This window comes from Psychrobacter submarinus (assembly GCF_904846685.1).
In the GTDB taxonomy this organism is placed as follows: Bacteria; Pseudomonadota; Gammaproteobacteria; order Pseudomonadales; family Moraxellaceae; genus Psychrobacter; species Psychrobacter submarinus.
In genome coordinates, this window is sequence record NZ_CAJHBQ010000001.1 from 1,026,105 (window position 1) to 1,045,296 (window position 19,192).

17 protein-coding genes are annotated in these 19,192 nt (G+C 46.6%); 12 read left to right on the forward strand and 5 right to left on the reverse strand.

Features of this window, described 5'->3' with window-relative positions; all coding sequences use genetic code 11:
• Window positions 1-82 precede the first annotated feature (82 nt).
• The 12 genes from JMY03_RS04610 (at window position 83) to JMY03_RS04665 (ending at window position 11,990) form a co-directional block, all read left to right on the forward strand.
• Complete coding sequence (locus JMY03_RS04610; protein WP_201601464.1) at window positions 83-754, forward strand: 2Fe-2S iron-sulfur cluster-binding protein; 672 nt, start codon at window positions 83-85, stop codon at window positions 752-754.
• The gene (locus JMY03_RS04615) at window positions 751-1,743 is read left to right on the forward strand and encodes an FAD binding domain-containing protein (protein WP_201601466.1); all 993 of its coding nucleotides are present in this window, start codon (window positions 751-753) and stop codon (window positions 1,741-1,743) included. Before JMY03_RS04610 ends, JMY03_RS04615 begins: the two co-directional genes overlap by 4 nt.
• Window positions 1,744-1,745: 2 nt before the next feature.
• Window positions 1,746-4,259: a xanthine dehydrogenase family protein molybdopterin-binding subunit gene (locus JMY03_RS04620; RefSeq protein WP_201601469.1), complete on the forward strand. Its 2,514-nt coding sequence runs from the start codon at window positions 1,746-1,748 to the stop codon at window positions 4,257-4,259.
• 114 nt (window positions 4,260-4,373) lie between these two features.
• Window positions 4,374-5,645: an XdhC family protein gene (locus JMY03_RS04625; protein ID WP_201601472.1), complete on the forward strand. Its 1,272-nt coding sequence runs from the start codon at window positions 4,374-4,376 to the stop codon at window positions 5,643-5,645.
• Window positions 5,638-6,345 (forward strand): nucleotidyltransferase family protein, encoded by a 708-nt coding sequence (locus tag JMY03_RS04630; protein WP_201601475.1) that lies wholly within the window; start codon window positions 5,638-5,640, stop codon window positions 6,343-6,345. The genes JMY03_RS04625 and JMY03_RS04630 overlap by 8 nt, the downstream gene beginning before the upstream one ends.
• Before the next feature lie 143 nt (window positions 6,346-6,488).
• Complete coding sequence (moaA, locus tag JMY03_RS04635) at window positions 6,489-7,586, forward strand: GTP 3',8-cyclase MoaA (RefSeq protein WP_240990419.1); 1,098 nt, start codon at window positions 6,489-6,491, stop codon at window positions 7,584-7,586.
• Between the two features lie 96 nt (window positions 7,587-7,682).
• Window positions 7,683-8,213: a molybdenum cofactor biosynthesis protein B gene (gene moaB / locus JMY03_RS04640; RefSeq protein WP_201601478.1), complete on the forward strand. Its 531-nt coding sequence runs from the start codon at window positions 7,683-7,685 to the stop codon at window positions 8,211-8,213.
• Between the two features lie 52 nt (window positions 8,214-8,265).
• Window positions 8,266-8,805: a cyclic pyranopterin monophosphate synthase MoaC gene (gene moaC, locus JMY03_RS04645; RefSeq protein ID WP_201601481.1), complete on the forward strand. Its 540-nt coding sequence runs from the start codon at window positions 8,266-8,268 to the stop codon at window positions 8,803-8,805.
• A gap of 98 nt (window positions 8,806-8,903) precedes the next feature.
• Entirely contained in the window at window positions 8,904-9,170 is a 267-nt protein-coding gene (locus tag JMY03_RS04650; protein WP_037059218.1) for a MoaD/ThiS family protein, read from the forward strand.
• 207 nt (window positions 9,171-9,377) lie between these two features.
• Window positions 9,378-9,908 carry a molybdenum cofactor biosynthesis protein MoaE gene (locus JMY03_RS04655; RefSeq protein ID WP_201601484.1) on the forward strand — a complete coding sequence of 177 codons (531 nt, stop codon included), beginning with the start codon at window positions 9,378-9,380 and terminating at the stop codon, window positions 9,906-9,908.
• A 70-nt stretch (window positions 9,909-9,978) separates the two neighbouring features.
• Entirely contained in the window at window positions 9,979-10,680 is a 702-nt protein-coding gene (gene modB, locus JMY03_RS04660) for a molybdate ABC transporter permease subunit (protein WP_201601487.1), read from the forward strand.
• 449 nt (window positions 10,681-11,129) lie between these two features.
• A complete protein-coding gene (locus JMY03_RS04665; protein ID WP_025645929.1) occupies window positions 11,130-11,990 on the forward strand; it encodes a universal stress protein in 861 nt (286 codons plus the stop codon).
• A gap of 3 nt (window positions 11,991-11,993) precedes the next feature.
• Here the strand turns inward: JMY03_RS04665 and JMY03_RS04670 are convergent, their stop codons facing one another.
• The 5 genes from JMY03_RS04670 to JMY03_RS04690 all read right to left on the reverse strand — a co-directional run bounded on the left by JMY03_RS04670 (window position 11,994) and on the right by JMY03_RS04690 (window position 19,140).
• The gene (locus JMY03_RS04670; RefSeq protein WP_201601490.1) at window positions 11,994-14,246 is read right to left on the reverse strand and encodes a transglutaminase family protein; all 2,253 of its coding nucleotides are present in this window, start codon (window positions 14,244-14,246) and stop codon (window positions 11,994-11,996) included.
• On the reverse strand, window positions 14,243-15,292 hold the full coding sequence (locus JMY03_RS04675) for a hypothetical protein (RefSeq protein WP_201601493.1): 1,050 nt from the start codon (window positions 15,290-15,292) through the stop codon (window positions 14,243-14,245). Before JMY03_RS04675 ends, JMY03_RS04670 begins: the two co-directional genes overlap by 4 nt.
• Before the next feature lie 27 nt (window positions 15,293-15,319).
• Window positions 15,320-16,306, reverse strand: a complete 987-nt coding sequence (locus tag JMY03_RS04680) for an AAA family ATPase (protein WP_201601495.1) — start codon at window positions 16,304-16,306, stop codon at window positions 15,320-15,322.
• 79 nt (window positions 16,307-16,385) lie between these two features.
• Window positions 16,386-16,958 carry a c-type cytochrome gene (locus tag JMY03_RS04685; protein WP_201601497.1) on the reverse strand — a complete coding sequence of 191 codons (573 nt, stop codon included), beginning with the start codon at window positions 16,956-16,958 and terminating at the stop codon, window positions 16,386-16,388.
• A 97-nt stretch (window positions 16,959-17,055) separates the two neighbouring features.
• Entirely contained in the window at window positions 17,056-19,140 is a 2,085-nt protein-coding gene (locus JMY03_RS04690; protein WP_201601499.1) for an EAL domain-containing protein, read from the reverse strand.
• Window positions 19,141-19,192: the final 52 nt, after the last annotated feature.

The following is a 19,192-nucleotide window of genomic DNA, read 5'->3' on the forward strand; positions in this document are numbered from 1 at the left end:
CCCAGTCTGCTGCCTCTACTATTTTATGAGAACTTATTAGTTATCCTTAAATTTAGCCATTATCTGCCAGCGGGAAGCCAGCATGAATACCTTGACTTTAAATATCAATAATCAAGATTACTCCTTTGACGATCTTGATCCGCGCACGACAATTCTAGATTTATGTCGTCAACATCTACAAATTACCGGACCCAAAAAAGGCTGTGATCACGGTCAATGCGGTGCCTGTACCATTCTTATCAATGGTGAGCGCATCAACTCGTGCTTGACCCTTGCGGTTATGCATGAGGGCGATGAAATCACCACGATCGAGGGCATCGGAATGCCTGAGTCGTTATCAGCCTTGCAACAAGCATTTAAAGATCATGATGCCTTTCAGTGTGGTTATTGCACGCCAGGGCAGATTTGTTCCGCCACGGCTTTAATAGAAGAGGTGAAACAAAACTGGCCAAGCTATGTGACGACAGATCTCAAAAACCCGAATGGATTGTTAGTCCAAGAGATCGCTGAGCGCATGAGTGGCAATATTTGTCGCTGTTCTGCTTACCCCAATATCGTGGATGCCATCTCACAAGTGCTTGAGAGCGAAGTGTCAAATAAGCGTGCTTCTTCTAGTGAAGAGACGACTACAGGTTCGCTGCAAGACTCAGCAGTGACAGGTATTTGGTCACCGCCGCCCAGTCAGTCCCAACTTGGTAATCAATCAGTAAACCACAATAAAACTGCCAGTAGCACAGCAGGAGGCCGCTCATGAAACGCTTTGAATATATCCGTGCCCTTGAACCGCAGCAAGCGGTAATGTTTGCTACTCCTAAAGAAGCCTCATTTATCGCAGGCGGTACCAATTTGCTTGATCTCATGAAGTTTGAGATTGAAACGCCAACCAAGCTAGTTGATGTGACACGCTTAGAGCTTGAACAGATTGAAGACACTGCCGATGGCGGCCTACGTATCGGAACCTTAGTAAGCAATAGTGATTTGGCCGCGCATCCTAGTGTGATTGCCAATTATCCGGTATTGTCTCGTGCGATATTAGCAGGGGCGACCGGACAGCTGCGCAATAAAGCGACGACTGGCGGTAACTTCCTGCAGCGTACGCGCTGCTACTACTTTTATCATACCGATAGCCCTTGTAATAAGCGTGAACCGGGTACTGGCTGTCCTGCAATTAACGGTGAGAACCGCCCCCTTGCAATTTTAGGCACAAGTGGCGCTTGTATTGCTCAACACCCGTCCGATATGGCGGTCGCTATGCGTTTGCTTGACGCTACTATTGAGACTGCAAAAACCGATGGCTCGACTCGGAAGATTCCAATAAAAGACTTTTATTGTCTGCCAAAAGACACTCCCCACATCGAAAACGTTTTAGAGTCAGGCGAGCTTATCACGCATGTCGTGCTGCCAGCGCCTATTAAAGGTATACACACTTATGACAAAGTGCGTGACCGCGCCTCTTATGCTTTTGCGCTTGTATCGTGTGCAGCTGTGATAGACGCTGATGATAATGGTAATTTGGCGACAGTACGCTTAGCATTTGGCGGTATTGGTACTCAGCCATGGCGCAATGAAGATGTGGAAGATTTGTTGACGGATACGCAGGGCGACGATGACACTATCAAGCAGGCAGCAGATTTGTTGTTAAAAGATGCCAAAGGTAGCGGTCAAAACGATTTTAAAATACCACTAACACGCCGTTTGCTAAAACAGGTTATTAAGCGTGCATTAGCGGGCGAGGGAGCATAATCATGTCATTATTAGATTCAGTACTACCGGCAGAGCCCACTAACAAAGAGAAGATGGATAAGCCGGTTGAGACGTTATTCGGCAAAACAGCGAGTAATTTGGTAGGTAAACCAATTAACCGCGTTGAGGGCTCGTTAAAGGTTAGCGGTCAAGCTCATTATTCGGCAGAGATTCAATTAGACAATAAAGTGTATGGTGTCTTGGTGGGCTCAACCGTTGCCAAAGGAAAAGTTGAAAAAATCGATAGCGACTCGATTGCCCATATACCAGGTATTATTAAAGTCGTCACTGACCCTAAGCGCTTCTTACGTAACTCACAGCAAGGCACTAAGACCGAAGCACCGACTCAGGGTGTGAGTGAGGTTTTTTATCATGGTGAGCCCATCGCAGTCGTTGTTGCTGAAACTTTTGAAGCGGCGACCGAAGGCGCCAAGGCCCTTAAAGTCACTTATAAAGACGAAACCGATCAAGCGGCTTTGGATTTTACTAAAGAGCTGCCTAACGCCCATGAGGTAAATGAGAAAAAAGGCTCGGATAAGAATGCTAAGCACGGAGATCCAGAGCAAGGCCTTGCTGATTCGGCGGTAACCCTCGATAGTGTGTACCATACCCCAAGTCAGAGCAACTCACCGATGGAACCGCACGTTACTTTGGCTCATTGGGAAGATGACAAGCTGGTCTTATATACTTCAAACCAGATGATCGCCTCTTGTAAGCAGCAAGTAATGGACGCATTAGATTTGAAGAAAGATCAAGTCGAGCTGATCTCATACTATGTCGGCGGCGGCTTTGGTAGTAAGCTAGGTATCGCACCAGAATCTATTGCTGCCGCTATTGCTTCTAAAGAAGTCGGTCGTCCGGTACTGATTACTATGACGCGCCCGCAAGTGATGGAGGCGACGGTAAGACGCTCAAACACCCGTCAGCGTATTGCTATTGGTTGTAATGAAGAGGGTATTATTAATACCATTATTCACGATACCACGACCAGCAATTTACCAGGCGAGGCGTTCTTTGAACCAACAGCACTATCCACTCACTTTTTGTACCGCGGAGAGAATCGCCGCGTCAGCTATCAGATGGTGGATATGAATCACGTATTATCAGGCTCTATGCGTGCTCCTGGTGAAGCGGTGGGTATGATCGCTGTTGAGTGTGCGATGGATGAGCTGGCGAACAAGCTTGAGATGGATCCTATTGAGCTGCGCCGCCGGAACGAACCTGAAGAAGACCCTAGCGAAGAGATGCCGTTCTCCACCCGTCAGCTAGTCGCCTGTATGGAAAAAGGCGCTGAAGCATTTGGTTGGGATGAGCATAATCCCAAACCTGCCAGCCGACTAGAAGGCGACTGGTGGATAGGTACCGGTATGTCTGGCACTTCTCGTGGCAATATGCTGCAGCCTTCTGAAGCGCGTGCGATACTACAAGTCGATGATTCAAAAGAGCTTGGCGTCAAAGCTATTATCGAAACCGATATGACTGATATCGGCACTGGCTCTTACACCGTATTTACTCAGGTCGCCGCCGATTTATTAGGACTACCTATCGATCATATCGAGATGAAACTTGGCGACAGTGATTTACCGCCAGCATCAGGTTCTGGCGGTAGTTTTGGCGCGGCCAGTGCTGGTAGTGGGGTTTATTTGGCTTGTGAGCAGCTACGCAAAATGCTTGCAAAAAAAGTAGGTCTACATGCCGATACGATTCGTATAGATAACGGTCAAATCCAAAAATCAGGTGAGCACGAGCCTAGTAAGGCAGAAGCCGCTATTGGAGCAAGTAGAGAAAAAGTAGCAGATTTTGTCGATAAAAACTTGGTGGAAAAAGGAGTAGTCGATAAAAGCGAGGTAGATAAAGTATCAGGCTTGGTAGATAAGGCTGTAGACTTGGCAGATAAGGTGTCGGCAAAGACAGGTATCCCGCTTCCTGAATTAAAACCTGCAAATGAGCAATACGACTTTGATGATAATCAGTCCTATGCACTAGCTGATATTATTGCTAAGTTTGACGAGCAAGAAGTTAGCGCCAAAGGCCAGATCAAGCCAGGTAAAAATGGCAAAAACCTTCGCCAAGCCTCGTTTGGGGCCAACTTCGCTGAAGTCGCGGTACATAAAGTCACCGGTGAGATTCGCGTCAAGCGTATGACTGGCGTGTATGCAGCAGGACGTATTCTCAACCATAAGCTTGCAACCTCGCAGTGTTATGGCGGTATGGTATTTGGTATAGGTTCTGCTTTGATGGAAGAGGTCATTCATGACAAGCACGATGGCCGATTATGTAACCATGACCTTGCCGAGTACCATGTGCCGGTCAACGCTGACGTACCGCAGTTGGATGTGATTTTGTTAGAAGAGGATGACCCTTATACCAACCCTATGCATATTAAAGGGATTGGGGAAACCTCTATTTCAGGATCAGCGGCAGCCATTGCCAATGCCATCTATAATGCAGTCGGGGTGCGTGTTTATGACTTCCCGATTACTTTGGACAAAATCTTAGCCGATATGCCTGAGTAATAGTCGACATCGAAGTATAGACCCTGTTGAATAAAACCTGCTAAATATTAACATTAACGTTAAGCAGGTTTTATTTATTTCCATCCTTTAAAGTATAAAAAGAAACGCAAAAATATGAATCAAGTCGCAGACATCCTACAGCTCGCCTTTGACGCACGGCAGCAGCACGTTGATGCGGTGCTCGCGACAGTCGTGCGCACTGAAGGCTCAGCTTATCGTAAACCTGGCGCTATGATGCTTATTTGCGAGGATGGTCGCTCAGTAGGCATGATAAGCGGCGGCTGCCTTGAACCGCACATTATTAAACGCGCCTTTTGGCTGACGCGTCATGGCGCAAGCGTGCAGGTCTATCAAACCGGTGATGAGCAAGAAGAAGACTTGGAGGATGAGCTGGAGGAAAAGTTAGATAATGATGCTATAGATTTTGCAGTAGACTTAGAAGACGAGCTGAACTTTGGCTTAGGCTGCAATGGTAAAGTTCATGTGTTATTTGAGCGCTTATCTTCAGCTATGCCGTATTTAGATTTAATTCAGAAAGTTCGTCAAAGTGGAGAGTCTACTACTGTCGCTACTTTAATACGCTCTAACAGCTCTGAGGTGACCGTTGGTACTAGGGTTCATTTAAACGCCAGTTTTTTAGATGACAGTTTTTTAGATGACAGTTTTTTAGATGACAATAAAAACTCACAAGAGATACCAGAGCAAACCATAAATTTACCAAAGCCAGTAATCGATGAGTTATCTGCTTATAAAGTGAGTAAAAGACACGCTGATTATCTGGTTTTAAAAAGTTCGGTTGCAAATGACAATAGCTCAAAAAACGCTATACAAACCGAGTGGTTAGTGCAGCATTTGCAACCGCAGATTCGACTTTTGGTTTGCGGAGCAGGCAATGATGTGATGCCGCTAGTAACCATGGCAAAGCTGCAAGATTGGCACGTCACCGTGATCGATAGTCGGCCGCAGTATGCCACTCGCCAGCGTTTCCCGCAGGCTGATGCTGCGTTATACGTGGCTCTTAACGATAGCGAAACCCTACTTAAACTGAGTCAAAATGCAGCGGTAGCACTAATGTCGCATAGCCTCAGCCAAGATCGGGCACGCTTAGCTGTCTTGTTAAAGAATGCCAATCATTGTAATTACATCGGTCAGTTAGGCCCGCGCTATCGTACTGAGCGTTTGATTAAGGAGATTAGCGCAACTTGCGCTGATCCTACCGCCTTGGCAGACGGTATCAATCAGCTGCACTACCCTATCGGTTATAAGCTTGGCGGTGATGGCCCTGAAGCGTTAGCGCTAAGTATCATCGCGCAAATTAGCGCCGTCGTTTATGAGCAAGTTGCGGTTACTAAAGAGTTAGCGCAGCCAAAAGCCAGCTATGAATGACAAGGATAGCTCATCATTCAATCAAAACAAACCTCCAAATCATGCGGTCATTATTTTAGCCAGCGGATTAAGTCATCGATTAGGTCAGCCAAAGCAGCTTCTAGAAAAACAAGGTAAACCATTAATTAACTATATGACGATGCTTGCTTTGGTGACTCAGCCAAAAGCTGTTATTGTCGTCATTCCTCAGCAAGATACAGCTATTGCTGACGTTATCGAAACGGCTGTTAACCGTTTGACAGCGCAAAACTCAAGCATACAAATCGTTAGTAACCCTAATCCACAATTAGGAATGGCAAAGAGCTTATCTTTAGCTATTGATGCATTAAAATCTCAGCATGATTTAGCCATTAAGCGCGTATTGATTATGGGCGTGGATCAAGTATTATTAAGCGCTCCTCATTTAGATCAACTTCTAGCACAAGATAATATAGTCGTCGCCAGTCGTTACCCGAATTTGGATGAGAGATTTATTATTGATGATAATAAGCATGATATCGTGGGTGTGCCATTAGTTGTCAGTTATAAAGTACTAAAATCATGGCAATCCTCGCTCAGTGGCGATAAAGGCTTGCGGCACTTTATTAGAGCGCTAGCTCCTGAGAAAGTCACCACGGTGGCTCACTCAAATCTTAGCTATGATATTGATACTCCTAAACAATTAGCTTATGCTCGACAGCAAGGATGGCTTGATTATTGATATAACTGCCTATAGAACAGTCATTATTGGCCGCTTTGTTTAGCTATTGAGTCTAGGGGCTGTTTAGAAATACATAATTTTGACGACAACAGCGCCCGTAATCGCTTATACTCTTTTATGACCCCATTATTGGGAGTACCTTTTTGTATTCACCTGTTTTAAAGCCTGATATTTTTGATCCACAAGCACAGAATAGCTCAGTGTTATCCTCTGTCGACTCTGCTCGTGCCAGTCATTTAGTCGCTGATCATTCGGTGGTTGATAGTAAACCGCTAACCGATGGTTTTTCGCGGCGGCTGACTTATTTACGTCTTTCTATCACTGATTTTTGTAACTTTCGCTGTGAGTATTGCCTGCCAAACGGCTACCAAGGCAAACGCCCCTCCGATGAGCTCAGCGTCGCTGAAATCAAAACTTTGATTCAAGGCTTTGCGCAAGTGGGCACGCAAAAGGTGCGTATCACTGGTGGCGAGCCATCGATCAGACGCGATGTGGTAGAGATTATCGAAACGATCAAGAATACCGCTGGTATCGAGATGGTCGCAATGACTAGCAATGGCTACAAGCTTGGCAAGCACCTAGCCAACTGGCAGGCGGCAGGACTAAACCAGCTCAACATCAGTATGGATAGTTTCGATGCCGATACTTTTCATCAGATGACGGGCTTTAATACCCAGCCCCAGCTGATGCGCGACATGGACACCCTCCTAGCGACTACGGATATTAAGCTCAAAATTAATAGTATCTTAATGGCGGAGACTGCTTTTCAAAACTTAATTGACGCGATGGACTACGTCAAAGACCGTCCTGTGACCTACCGCTTTATCGAGTTTATGCAGACCAGTGACAACAGCGATTTGTTTTTTGCTCAGCATGCGCAGTCTGATATGATTACGGATTATCTGCTCGAGCGCGGTTGGCAGTCGCATGATCGCGGTAGCGCTGATGGCCCTGCAATAGAATACAGCCATCCTGACTATCTCGGGCGTATCGGTATGATTGCCCCTTATGCCGCGCACTTTTGTGATAACTGTAATCGTCTTCGCGTGAGTAGCCAAGGCAAAGTGCATCTGTGTCTATTTGATGAAGGCAATTACGATATTCGAGATTATCTAAAAAACGACGATGTGCAAGGTCTAGTCAACACCTTGCATAGCTTTATGCCAATTAAGCCTGAGCATCACCATCTGCATGAGTCTAATAGCGGCATGATGCATAACTTATCGATTATCGGTGGTTAGAGTATGTAGATGGAGCTCTCATAGTAAGACAGCAAACTGTCAAACTGTCAAAATAAAATATTTAAACTTATCAAATGATTAGAATTAGGAATATCTATGTCTAAGCCTGCTGCAGAATTTACCCCGCTGAATATTGCTGTGCTTTGTGTCTCTGACAGTCGTACGCTTGAGGAGGATAGCTCAGGGCAGTACTTAGCCGATAGCTTAGTTGAGGCGGGTCACCACTTAGCTGATCGTCAGCTGATTACTGATGATATTTATCACATTCGTGCGTTCATTAGTGGCTGGATTGCTGATCCTAATGTGCATGCAGTAATCACCACAGGCGGCACTGGGTTTTTTATCCGTGATAGTATGCCAGAAGCGGTCAGCGTATTGTTTGACAAGTCGATTGACGGTTTTGGCGAGATGTTCCGTTTGCTCTCCAAAGATGATATCGGTATGTCAACCATTCAGTCGCGCGCTATCGCTGGTATGGCCAATGGCACAGGCATCTTCTGCCTACCGGGTTCGACCGGTGCTTGCCGTACCGGCTGGAATGATATCTTAAAAGAGCAGTTCGATAATCGTACCCGTCCTTGTAACTTTGTTGCGCACTTTATGCGCGCCAATCCAGGTCACGACTAGCGTTTTGAGACTTATAAAATATAAGTAACCTTTAATGAGTTAAGAAAAATACATGTCTATATCTTCTGATTATAAAAATGCTCCGGCTAATACTGCAAACCGCTCGCACGCTACCCTATCGCATTTAGACAGCGATGGTGAGATTCATATGGTCGATGTGGGCCACAAAACAGCTACTACTAGAGAAGCGCATGCTGTCGGTCAGGTGTGTTTTCCAGCGGGCATCTATGGTCAAATAAAAGCCGCTGATGGCATGACAAAAAAAGGCAGTATCACCCAAACTGCCCATATCGCAGGTATTATGGCAGCCAAGCGTACTCATGATTTGATTCCGCTTTGTCATGCATTGCCGCTAGATAAAATTGGCTTAGGTTTCGAGTATGACGACAGCTTAAATAGCATCATGGTCAATGCAACGGTGAAAGTCACTCACAAAACTGGGGTGGAGATGGAAGCGCTGACCGCTGTTAGCGTCGCTTGCCTGACCATCTATGACATGACCAAAGCGCTGTCGCATGACATCGTGATTGATGGAGTCAAACTCATGACTAAGACCGGTGGCAAGTCAGATTATAACCATCAAGTAACATAGTCTAAGTGTGATGTTTTATCAAAAATAATTTTAGCGAATAAACGATTTCAAGCAACGCCGCACTTTTCCATGCAGCGCCGCTCTATAGGAGTAGTAAGATGACTGACAATACAAATGATTTGATGACCATCAATGTACTGTATTTTGCCAGTCTTGCGGACGAAGCCAATTGTCAGCAAGAGCAAGTCACGCTTGCCCCTGATACTTCACTAGCTCAGCTATATGAGCAGCTTCGCGATAAGCATCACTTTAGCCGTCCGCAAGCCGATCTGCGTGTGGCGGTAAATGATTACTTTGCCAAATGGGATGACCCGATTAATGATGGCGATAGCGTGGTGTTTATTACCCCTGTGGCAGGCGGTTAGTCGCTAATTATCTGTCGTAGACTATAGTCGAACCACTATTAAAGTGTTACAGCGTTAGACTCGTTTAGCCTACTACTGTAGTACTTGCACTCGTCTGCCTTGTACCACTTTTAATATTGATTGACTATACAACTCTAGCCTAGCAAAAATAACACAACTCGAAATAGTCGAACTAACCTAGAACCGATTCATAATCTGAGCATATCAATGACTGGTGAGAATAAAAACAACGAAATAAAAATTGGCGATAAAGAAGACGTACATAGCCAATCGATGCAAATCAAGCGCAGTGCTGATGACGCTTATGCTATCGCTGAGCGTGATGGTTTTGCGCTATTAGATGAAGCTATTGACGAGACGCGCCTTAGAGCCATGCTCGATGACGACAGCTGCGGTGCTTTTGCTTGTTTTGAAGGTCGCGTGCGCAATCATAATAATGCCAGCTGTGTCGAGCGTTTGACTTACTACGGCTATGAGGATTTGGCGATTAACCAAGGTCGGCAAATCATGGATGAGGCTAAAGAAAAATTTGAGATTACCGCTGCGGTTGCCATTCACCGTATCGGCGCATTAGAGATTGGCGATATTGCCGTTTGGATCGGTGTGATCTCCGCCCACCGCTATCCGGCGTTTGATGCTTGCCGCTGGATCCTCGATAGCATCAAAGCCGATATTCCCGTTTGGAAGCAAGAATATTATGACAATGAGTCGCCCAAATGGCTAAGCAACAACGGTTAACTCATGATGACTAATAGATAATAGCTGATGAGTACCATTACTCCCCTTCTGCTGTAATAGTTGTAGCGCTATGGTCGACCCTTCTCTCTTATCAGCGATGTTAATGCCATTTTGGGTCAGCCTTAAGCTGGCAGGCGTCACGACTTTATGTCTCTTATTGCTCGCGACCCCGCTTGCTTATTGGCTTGCGCGCTCCAGTCGTTATCGTTTTGTCAGTCGTTTCAAAGTTATTTTACTAGGCGTTATAGCAATGCCTTTAGTGCTGCCGCCGACGGTTATTGGCTTTTATTTACTGCTGCTGATGAGTCCGAACTCGCTTATTGGTCAATGGCTGAGCGCGCATAATCTTGCAGGCTTAGTGTTTACCTTTGAAGGCCTAGTGGTCGGCTCTATCATTTACTCCCTGCCTTTTTATGTGCAACCGGTTTACGCGCAGTTTTTGCGAATCCCCAAAAGCGTCACAGAAATGGCGCAATTATTAGAAGCCAGTCGCCTTAGACGCTTTATCACCATAGCGTTACCGCAAGCGCGTATCGGTATTATATTGGGTAGTCTGATAAGCTTTGCTCATACCATTGGCGAGTTTGGCGTGGTATTGATGATAGGCGGTAGCATCTCAGGCGAAACAAAAGTCATCTCCATCGCGATTTATGAGCAAGTCGAAGCGCTAAACTATGAGACAGCGCATCTAATGGCAGCGGTACTGGTAGTTACAGGTATGCTTATGGTCACTTTGATCGCGAGTGTCAGTAAGTCCATGCAGCGCTCATAGCACGTATGCTCTTATCAATACTCACAACAACAGTTTTAAAAGGCTGTTACTTTTTTTCTAACAAACCTTTGCATCAAGCCCACAAGATAATTACTGAATAAGTCTCTGCTCTATGACAGTATAAGTTATCACTCATCGATAATAAGGATTACTTATGTCATTGACTCAAAATACACATCTAAGCGGTTTATCCATTCGCAGCAAAACTTGTAGCTGCTCAAAGTGCGGCTGTACTAGCGAAGCTACTTGTAATAAGTGTGATATGTGCGCTAAGTGCTGCAACTGCGGCTCATAGCTCATAACTCAAAATTGATGATAAGCGCAAGCGCTTTAGAGGACTTCTCTAGAGCGCTTTTTTGTGCGCTATTCATACAATCTTATAATTTGCTATAGTAAAGACAATCAGTAGCCACGCCAACAGCCGATGATTTTTATATTGAGGAGACTTTATGTCTAGTGAACAGCATATTTTAGCTTGTGTTGATGGCTCGACCGTCACTCAGTCCGTTTGTAGCTATGCAGCATGGTACGCCGATCGCCTCAATTTAGCGGTGGCGCTACTCAATGTGGTTGATGTCCCTGTCTCCTCTAGACGCGACTTATCAGGAACGATAGGAATCGATAGTCGGCAGATATTACTAGAGGAGTTGACACAGCTGGATGAGCAAAGAGCTAAAGTGGTCAACAGCTATAGCAACGCACTCATCGAAGATGCAAAAAGCCATATAAGTAGCCACTTCGATGTTGAGATAAAAGCTTATAGACGCCGCGGTAAACTACTGCCCGCCATCGAACATTTTGACAGCGAAAACCGTGCGATCGTGCTAGGGCGACGCGGAGAAGATCATCAAAATGATCGCGTCAATATCGGTAGTCAGATTGAAACGGTGACCCGCGCTTCTAATAAGCCTATCTTGATTTGCTCAGAATCATTTAAAACACCAGCCTCATATCTTATCGCTTTTGACGGCAGTAAAACCGCGATAAAAGCGGCGCAGATGGTGGCGAATAGCGAGCTGCTAAAGGGCCTGCAAGGTTATATTGTGATGGTCGGTAATGATAATGATACCGCCAAAAGTAGCTTAGCAGCTGTGACTGAGCAGCTCAGCTCTTCAGGATTTACCGTTACGGCTCATCACTTGCCTTATGATGATGTCGTTGAGGGACTGGTTGAGTTTCAAGCTAATAATGCTATCGATATGATCGTCATCGGCGCTTATGGGCACTCGAAGTTTCAACAGCTCTTTATCGGTAGCACCACTACCAAGATTATCACCAAAACCTTATCGCCTATTTTATTATTACGCTAGTAGCTATAACAGTTGACTAACACTGCGCTTGAGCTCTTTAAGTACTTGTTGGTACTCTGGGCTTTGAGTGTCAGCGTCACTTAAGCGTCCGTAACGCAGCTGTCTATAATGACGGCTAACCTCTTGCAGACCTTCCCCATTCAACCCATGAGCTTGGCTATTTTCTAAACGCTTAAGCCATGCCAAAGCGCCTTCGTTATCATGACGCGATAAAGCTCTATCGTTTTTAGCTACCTTGCTAGAGAGCTTTATCAGCGGTCTATCTGCCGGATGCCACTGTTTGCGCCTACGATACCAGATCATAAAGACGAGTAGGCTTATCACGGTGATAGCGCTCGCTGCTAGCCAAGCGATTTGCTCAGAGATAGAACGAATATTGAACCACTTGAGCAGCGATCCGGCTTGTTTATCCTGATCATAGCCGACGACATCTTTTTGCCAATAGTAGCTGGCTTGATCAGATAGTCGTCTTAGCGCTTGTAGCATCTGATACTGCTGATAGCTGACTTGAGCGGCTGCGCCCTCGCCGAACAGGCTAGCACCTCGCGACTGAGTCAGCGCGTCCATCCCTTGCTCAACGCGCTCAGGGGCAACAAAAGCTGTCGGGTCAACGCGCACCCAGCCTTGACCCTCAAGCCATACTTCACTCCAAGCGTGTGCGTCCATTTGCCGCACTTCCCAGACGTTACCGCCGCGGCTCATCTCGCCGCCTTGATAGCCGGCCACCACGCGTGCTGGTATGCCAACCGCACGCATCATAAAGGTAAAGCTTGAGGAATAATGCTCACAAAATCCAGCTTTGGTCTCAAATAAGAAACTATCGATACGGTCTTCATCCAGTGGCGGCGGCGATAAAGTATAGCGAAACTCAGTTTGATTGATCCAGCGCTGGATAGCTTGTATATAACGCTCAGGGTCTGATCCTGATTGAGCAAATAGCTGCTTGGCAAGGTTTTGCGTTTGTAGATTACCTGCACTAGGCAGCGTTAGATTAGCCGCACGGCTGACCTCATCAAGGATAGGATCAATCTGCGTAGGCGCATAGCGTAGTACCTCATAACGCAGCTGTTCACTGACAGGTTCCTCTTTGATTAAGGTAAAATCTGAGGTCAAGCGAGTATCTTTATTTTGGGGTAAAGGATAATCAAGGCCAAACAGCCATTGCTGCTGAGTGGGCTCTAAGGTAATCTCGTAGCTTTTTGGCTCAGTCTTATTATTGGCAGTGGCAAGCGACCGCGCAAGCCAGTTAGGGGGTTGCCTGCCAGGCTGCCATTGCTGCTGCACGCGTCGGTTGGGACGCCAAGTGACGCCATCAAAATCACTAAAGACTAAGCCGCGCCAGTACAGCTCGCTTTGTGCCGGGCGAGCTTGAGTAAACTCTACACGAAAAGCAAGCTCTGTTGATTGACTCAAGCTCGCAATATCACCTGGCGACATGCTATCAGAGACGCCAGTAGTTGCCTGACTTGAGGACAGCTGCACGGACCATAAAGGCGGCAAGCGCGGGAAGAACAAAAACAGCACCACTAATAAAGGTAGCGCTGAAACGCCTAATACGCCAAGGGTGCGCATACGCCCGTCGCCGCTCGTATTGCTATCATCATTGAGCGTTATAAAAGCCAATAATACGATAATAGTCGCCGCGACAGCCTGCAAAGTGGTGACAAGACCTTGATCTAATAAAAACAAACCTGCAATAACAAATAATGATAAATTCAGTACCACATAGGCATCACGGCGTTTATAAAGCTCCCATAGCTTGCTGACTAAGCACAGCACTAAAAACCCAACGCCCATATCTAAACCAAAAGCTGCGCCATAAGTGAGCGACAAGCCAGCTAACCCCAATAAAAACCCTAGCATCTGCATGACTTGATAAAGGCGCTTTAAGCGAGTGGGTTTGAACTTCGCTTTGATACTTGGCAGCTGGGCGATAATAGTGATAATGGCAAAGCCTATCAACCATAGCGGTAAATAAGCGGCATGAGGGAGGATGACAAACAGCTGGGCGATGAGCACCCAATAATATGCGGGCAATGACAATAGCCGCTGATACCTATTGCTTATGCTAGCGGGCTTATCGTGTCGCTGCCTATCTGGCAGACGAGTAGATGCCAGTTGACCATAAGCCAGTTTCTCAAAGCTTACGTCACTGTCATCAATAGCTGTTATCGAAGTACGCCGCGTATCTGGCTTTGCATTTGAATATGCCTTAGCTGAGCTTGACTGCTTTTTGTTACGCTTCAATAAACTCATGATGCTTGCGCCACTCTTAATAAGCAAGCTTGCCCGAAAGCTTCGCCTTGGCCTATCTCAGCGGTACTAGGCGCTTCATGCGGCAACTGTAGCTGAAACGGCACCTCAAGCTTGCTTAAGGCCAGCACCCCATAAGTCAATTGTGCCAGTTTTTGTTCATGAGCCTGCGCTGGCATATCCTCATAAGCTAAGCGCTGCTCGTAGCCGACAGGATCAGCAAAGTGCTTGGTAAACATACCCTGCCCGCGCGCCACATGCGCCCAAGAGACACGCGCTAGAGACTCGCCTGCGACATGGTTATCAAGGCGCTCAAAGTCGTCCTGACCTTGGGTAAACTGCCCACCGGTGGGCAGATCTGTGCTATTTGCGCTCAGATACCGCGCTTGCCACTCAAACGCCTCGGGCTGCGGATATACCCATGCTGGCCGAGCAAAGTAGACGTACGACCACGCGCGCATAATCCCTAAAGGATAGACCGTCTTAATATGCAAACGTGGTAATTCAAGTTTACCGCGCCTGTAGGTTGCAACTGGGAGTCGAATGATTTGCTCATCTTCAAGACGCGGCAGGAGCACTGTGGTTTGCATGACGTCTAGTGGGCCGTTTACCGAGCTTTTATTTGTCAGATCTTTATCTTGTGAATATTTACCTTGTGCATCAAAGCCAATAGACAGTTGCCGTCTAGGGTGCCGGCTATTGCTCAGCAGTTGCAAGGTTACCCAAACTGGCTTGCCTGCCTCGGCCATCGTCACTTCAAGCAAGCGTACTTGTAGCCCTGAGACATGAGCAAAGGTGACATGAAAGCTGATGAGCCAGACGCTGATTAGATAAAAGCACAGCCCTAGCACCAAGTTATTGCCATAATTGACCCCTGCGATAAAAGTGATAATAAGCAGCAGGACAAACAGTAGCCCTTCGCGGCTAAAGAAGATATAAACATTACGCAAATTGAGAGTCGCGTTATCGTCTCTAGGGGCGCGTTTGGCAAACCAGCGCCTGAACATCGCGGTCAATGGCTGCTTTATGGCCTGAGGAAAGATGGTCATAGTCACTCTATTACTTGAAGGCAGTCGTCAGACGATTACCGCCACTTCCGCCATAATACGCTGGGCGATAGTTGGCGGCGTTTGGCCACTGACGGCATTGGCAGGTACGAAGCGCTGACCTAGCCGGTGGTCAGTGACCGCAGCAAACACCGCTTGAATATCTTCTGGTGTCACCTCTTGCTGACCTGAGACATAGGCATAAGCTTGTGCGGCACTTTGTAGTGACAGCACGCCACGCGGCGATAGCCCATGATAGTCTTGACTGATCCGAGTCTTAGCAACCAAGCGCTGTAGATAGTCTAAAGAGGCATCTGCAACATAGACTTGCTGGACGCCTCGGCGCGCTAGTAGCACGTCCTCGGTATTGAGTATGGCATGTAGCTCACGCAATAACTCACGGCGATCCTGCCCGCGCAAGAGTGCACGCTCCGCCTCAGCAGAGGGATAACCGAGCGACAAACACATCAAAAATCGGTCCAGTTGCGACTCAGGCAACGGATAAACCCCGGCTTGCTGCAACGGGTTTTGGGTAGCAATGACAAAGAACGGCTTGGGCAGAGGGTACGATTGCCCGTCTTGGGTGACTTGCCGCTCCTCCATTGCTTCGAGTAGCGCGCTTTGGGTCTTAGGGCTTGAGCGGTTGATCTCATCAGCTAATAAAAGCTGAGTAAATATCGGTCCGGATCTGAATTCAAAAGCCATTTTGTCCTGATCATAGAGTGTCATACCTAAGATATCAGCAGGCAGCATATCATTAGTGAATTGCACGCGGCTAAAGCTCAGTCCTAACAACTGCGCTAACCCCTGTGCAAGCGTCGTCTTACCCATACCCGGCAAATCTTGTAGCAGTAGATGCCCGCCTGCGAGGATGCAGCTGAGTGCAAGCTTGAGCACTTGGGGTTTATCGAGCACCACCTTGTTCAGCTGCACGAGTAGATGAGCGATTTGCTGCTGATTGCGCGCATAGTTATCAGCTGCTGCACTTTTGGATAAAGGGGCTACTTCTACAGTCATAGGCTTGGCATCATAATAAAAACAGTAAGGATATAAGTTCAGAATAAGATTATTGCTAAAGCGATTAAAATTGCTAGGTCTACTGAAAATCAGCGGCGGGTTTTTCTGCTGCTACGTCTGATATAACAACAGCATCGTTACTCATTTGACTATGCTGATTGCTATTCTGGTTATTTTGATCACTAGATTGATTCGTCGTATCGACTTGAGCATCCGCTGAGTCCGGCGCACGTAGCGTCGATAAATAGGCAATGACATCAGCTCGCTCGCTGGCATCGGGCATCGGATCTGCGAGCATTTTTGATTCGGGCATCGCTGTTTCAACATCTGCGATATAAGGATCGAGCGTCTCAGCATCCCATACCCAGCCTGAGGTCTTAAGCGCTTCACTATAATCATAATCAGCGAGCTGCGCCGCCTTAGCACCATAAATATTCATCAGCTGCGGGCCTTTTTTATTAAGCCCTGGGGTAAGCTGATGGCACTGACCACAAGCGTCTTGGTAGATTATCGCGCCATTATCTGCATCTCCTTGCTCATATACCGGTAGGGTCACCGCAGCACGGCTATCAGGCGGGGTACGCTCACTACACGCGCTAAGTAAAATAGCAGCAGTGAAAATAACACTTATTTGACGAATAACCATAGACATGTTAACAAAAACTTCTGTTAATAAAAAACGTTAGTACTGCTTTTGATGTTAAACAACCGCTATGAGCGAATGAGCGTAGCGATTATATACGCCGCGTTTATACGACATTTATAGTGCGGCTCGGTTCTTCTAAATAGTAGCCTTGTAGATACCGTGCGCCTACGCTCCAAGACACAGACATAGTGGCAGCATCTTCGATATAAGGCATTAATACGTTGATGTTTAACTTATTTACTTCAGTGATTAATGATTTTATAGTATCCAAATTGTCGTCGGTATGGATATCGGTGACGTAGCTTTGTGCAATACGTATCATATGCGGTTGCACAAATTCAGCGGTATCGAGTGACTTTGTCGTGCTACCAAAATTATTAATACCTAGTCGGCAGTTGACTTGATTTAATGCTGCAAACTGCGATTTTGCTATCGTTAGATGATTGCGAATATCTTGCTCACTGAACTGGATAGTGAGCGCGCCTGCCGGTCCTCCTACTGCTTTGATAATTTGACTGGCTACGCTTGCAAGTTTTTTATCGACCAATGAGGCACTCGTTAATTGCACTAACAGCCGCGCTTCTGGATGCGACTTACGTACTGTGCTTAGCTGTTTAAAAGCATTGATAAGTACCCAGCGGTCTATTTTCCCAAGTAGATTATGAGATTTGGCTACTGATAAAAACTGATTTGGAGTGAGTATTGTGTTTTCGGTATCACCTAGCGGCAGTCGCAGATACACCTCAAAGAAGTCGCTGCGATCCAGATCAATATCGTAGATAGGCTGGAACATGAGCTCAAAGCGATTATCAGTAATAGCATTGACTAAATATTCAGCCAAAGCGCTGTCATCTTCGCTCACATGTTTACTCAAATCGTAGAAGTGATAAGCATCGCCTTGATTGCTCGTCTCTATGCCGATATGGTTGATGGCTTCTAGCGCCCGCTCCAGCAACACTTTAGGAGCAGGAGCATTTTGGTCGATTTTTACCACGCCGATACTGGCAGTCGTACTTATCGTCCGCTTGTCCACGTTGATGAGCGTCTCACTGATTTTTAGCCGTACACGCTCAGCCAACTTCTTGAGCGCTTGGGTTGAGATATCATGGGCCAGGATAGTAAATGAGGTGTCCCTAAAACGGCTAACCGGATAGTCGACAGCGATGTCATCGAGCAGCGCGGCGACTTGCTTGACGGTGGCATCTACCCCCTCTAACCCCAAACTACTGCTTATCATACCGGTGTTGTCTAGCTGGATATACAGCAGACCTGCGTGGCTTTTATTGTTTAGGACTTGCTGATGCAAGCTTGCAAGCCGCTCCTCAAAACCGCGGCGGTTACTGAGCCCCGTCAAGCTATCTAGACGCTCTACCGCGGCCAGCTGCTTGTCGATCTCAGCGCTACTTGGGCCACTTTGCTGAATGATGATCTGCGTCACAGGCTCGCCCTCGAAGGTCGCGGTAGCCAGCTGCAGCTTGACTTCAAAGACGTCACCGTCTTTGGTTTTACTGTTGGAGTTGAATTCGACTTGCTGTCGATTGCCTTTGTCAAACTGGCGCAAAAACTGCTTAAAGTCTTTGACATTGTCAGACCCGGCTATCAAGTCGATGACAGGTAAACCAATAATATCGTCCATCGTCTCAAAGTTGAACATCTTAAGATAAGGGTCGTTGGCGAAAATATGAATACCTTGATCGATGTAAGCGACCGCACTTTTGGAGTTTTTTATCAGTAGATTGGCGCGTTGTTCTGACTCAGTTAGCACTTGTTTTAAACTGCCAACTTGCCGCCTGGCAAGCAAATTAGCATGCAACAAGCGAATCGCCATCACCACTTGTGTCTCGCGCTCAGCGACCAGCGCCTTGACCATAGTACCGTCAATAATCACCGGTAGCCCATCTTGATTGCGGCCGTTGTCTGCCAGCTCATCACTCATCAGGCCAATGATAGGTAGATCAATATTATGCTCTTGAACAATAGCCACGACATCGGTGAAGCTTAAGTCATAAGCTCTACCAAACACTAGGACATCCCAGCTGTGGCGTAATGACTTGAGCAGCTCTTCTTTATCGTCCAAAAACCCTAAATTCACCTCAGCATAGTAAGATTTTAATAGATTGATCAAACCCTCAGCATATAGCTGATCATCGTCTATGACTAGTAAATTCAGAGTCGTATTGGTCCGCATAAAAAATCCTCACAAATCTTACGATAGCAATCGAGGTACTTAAGTTTTTAGG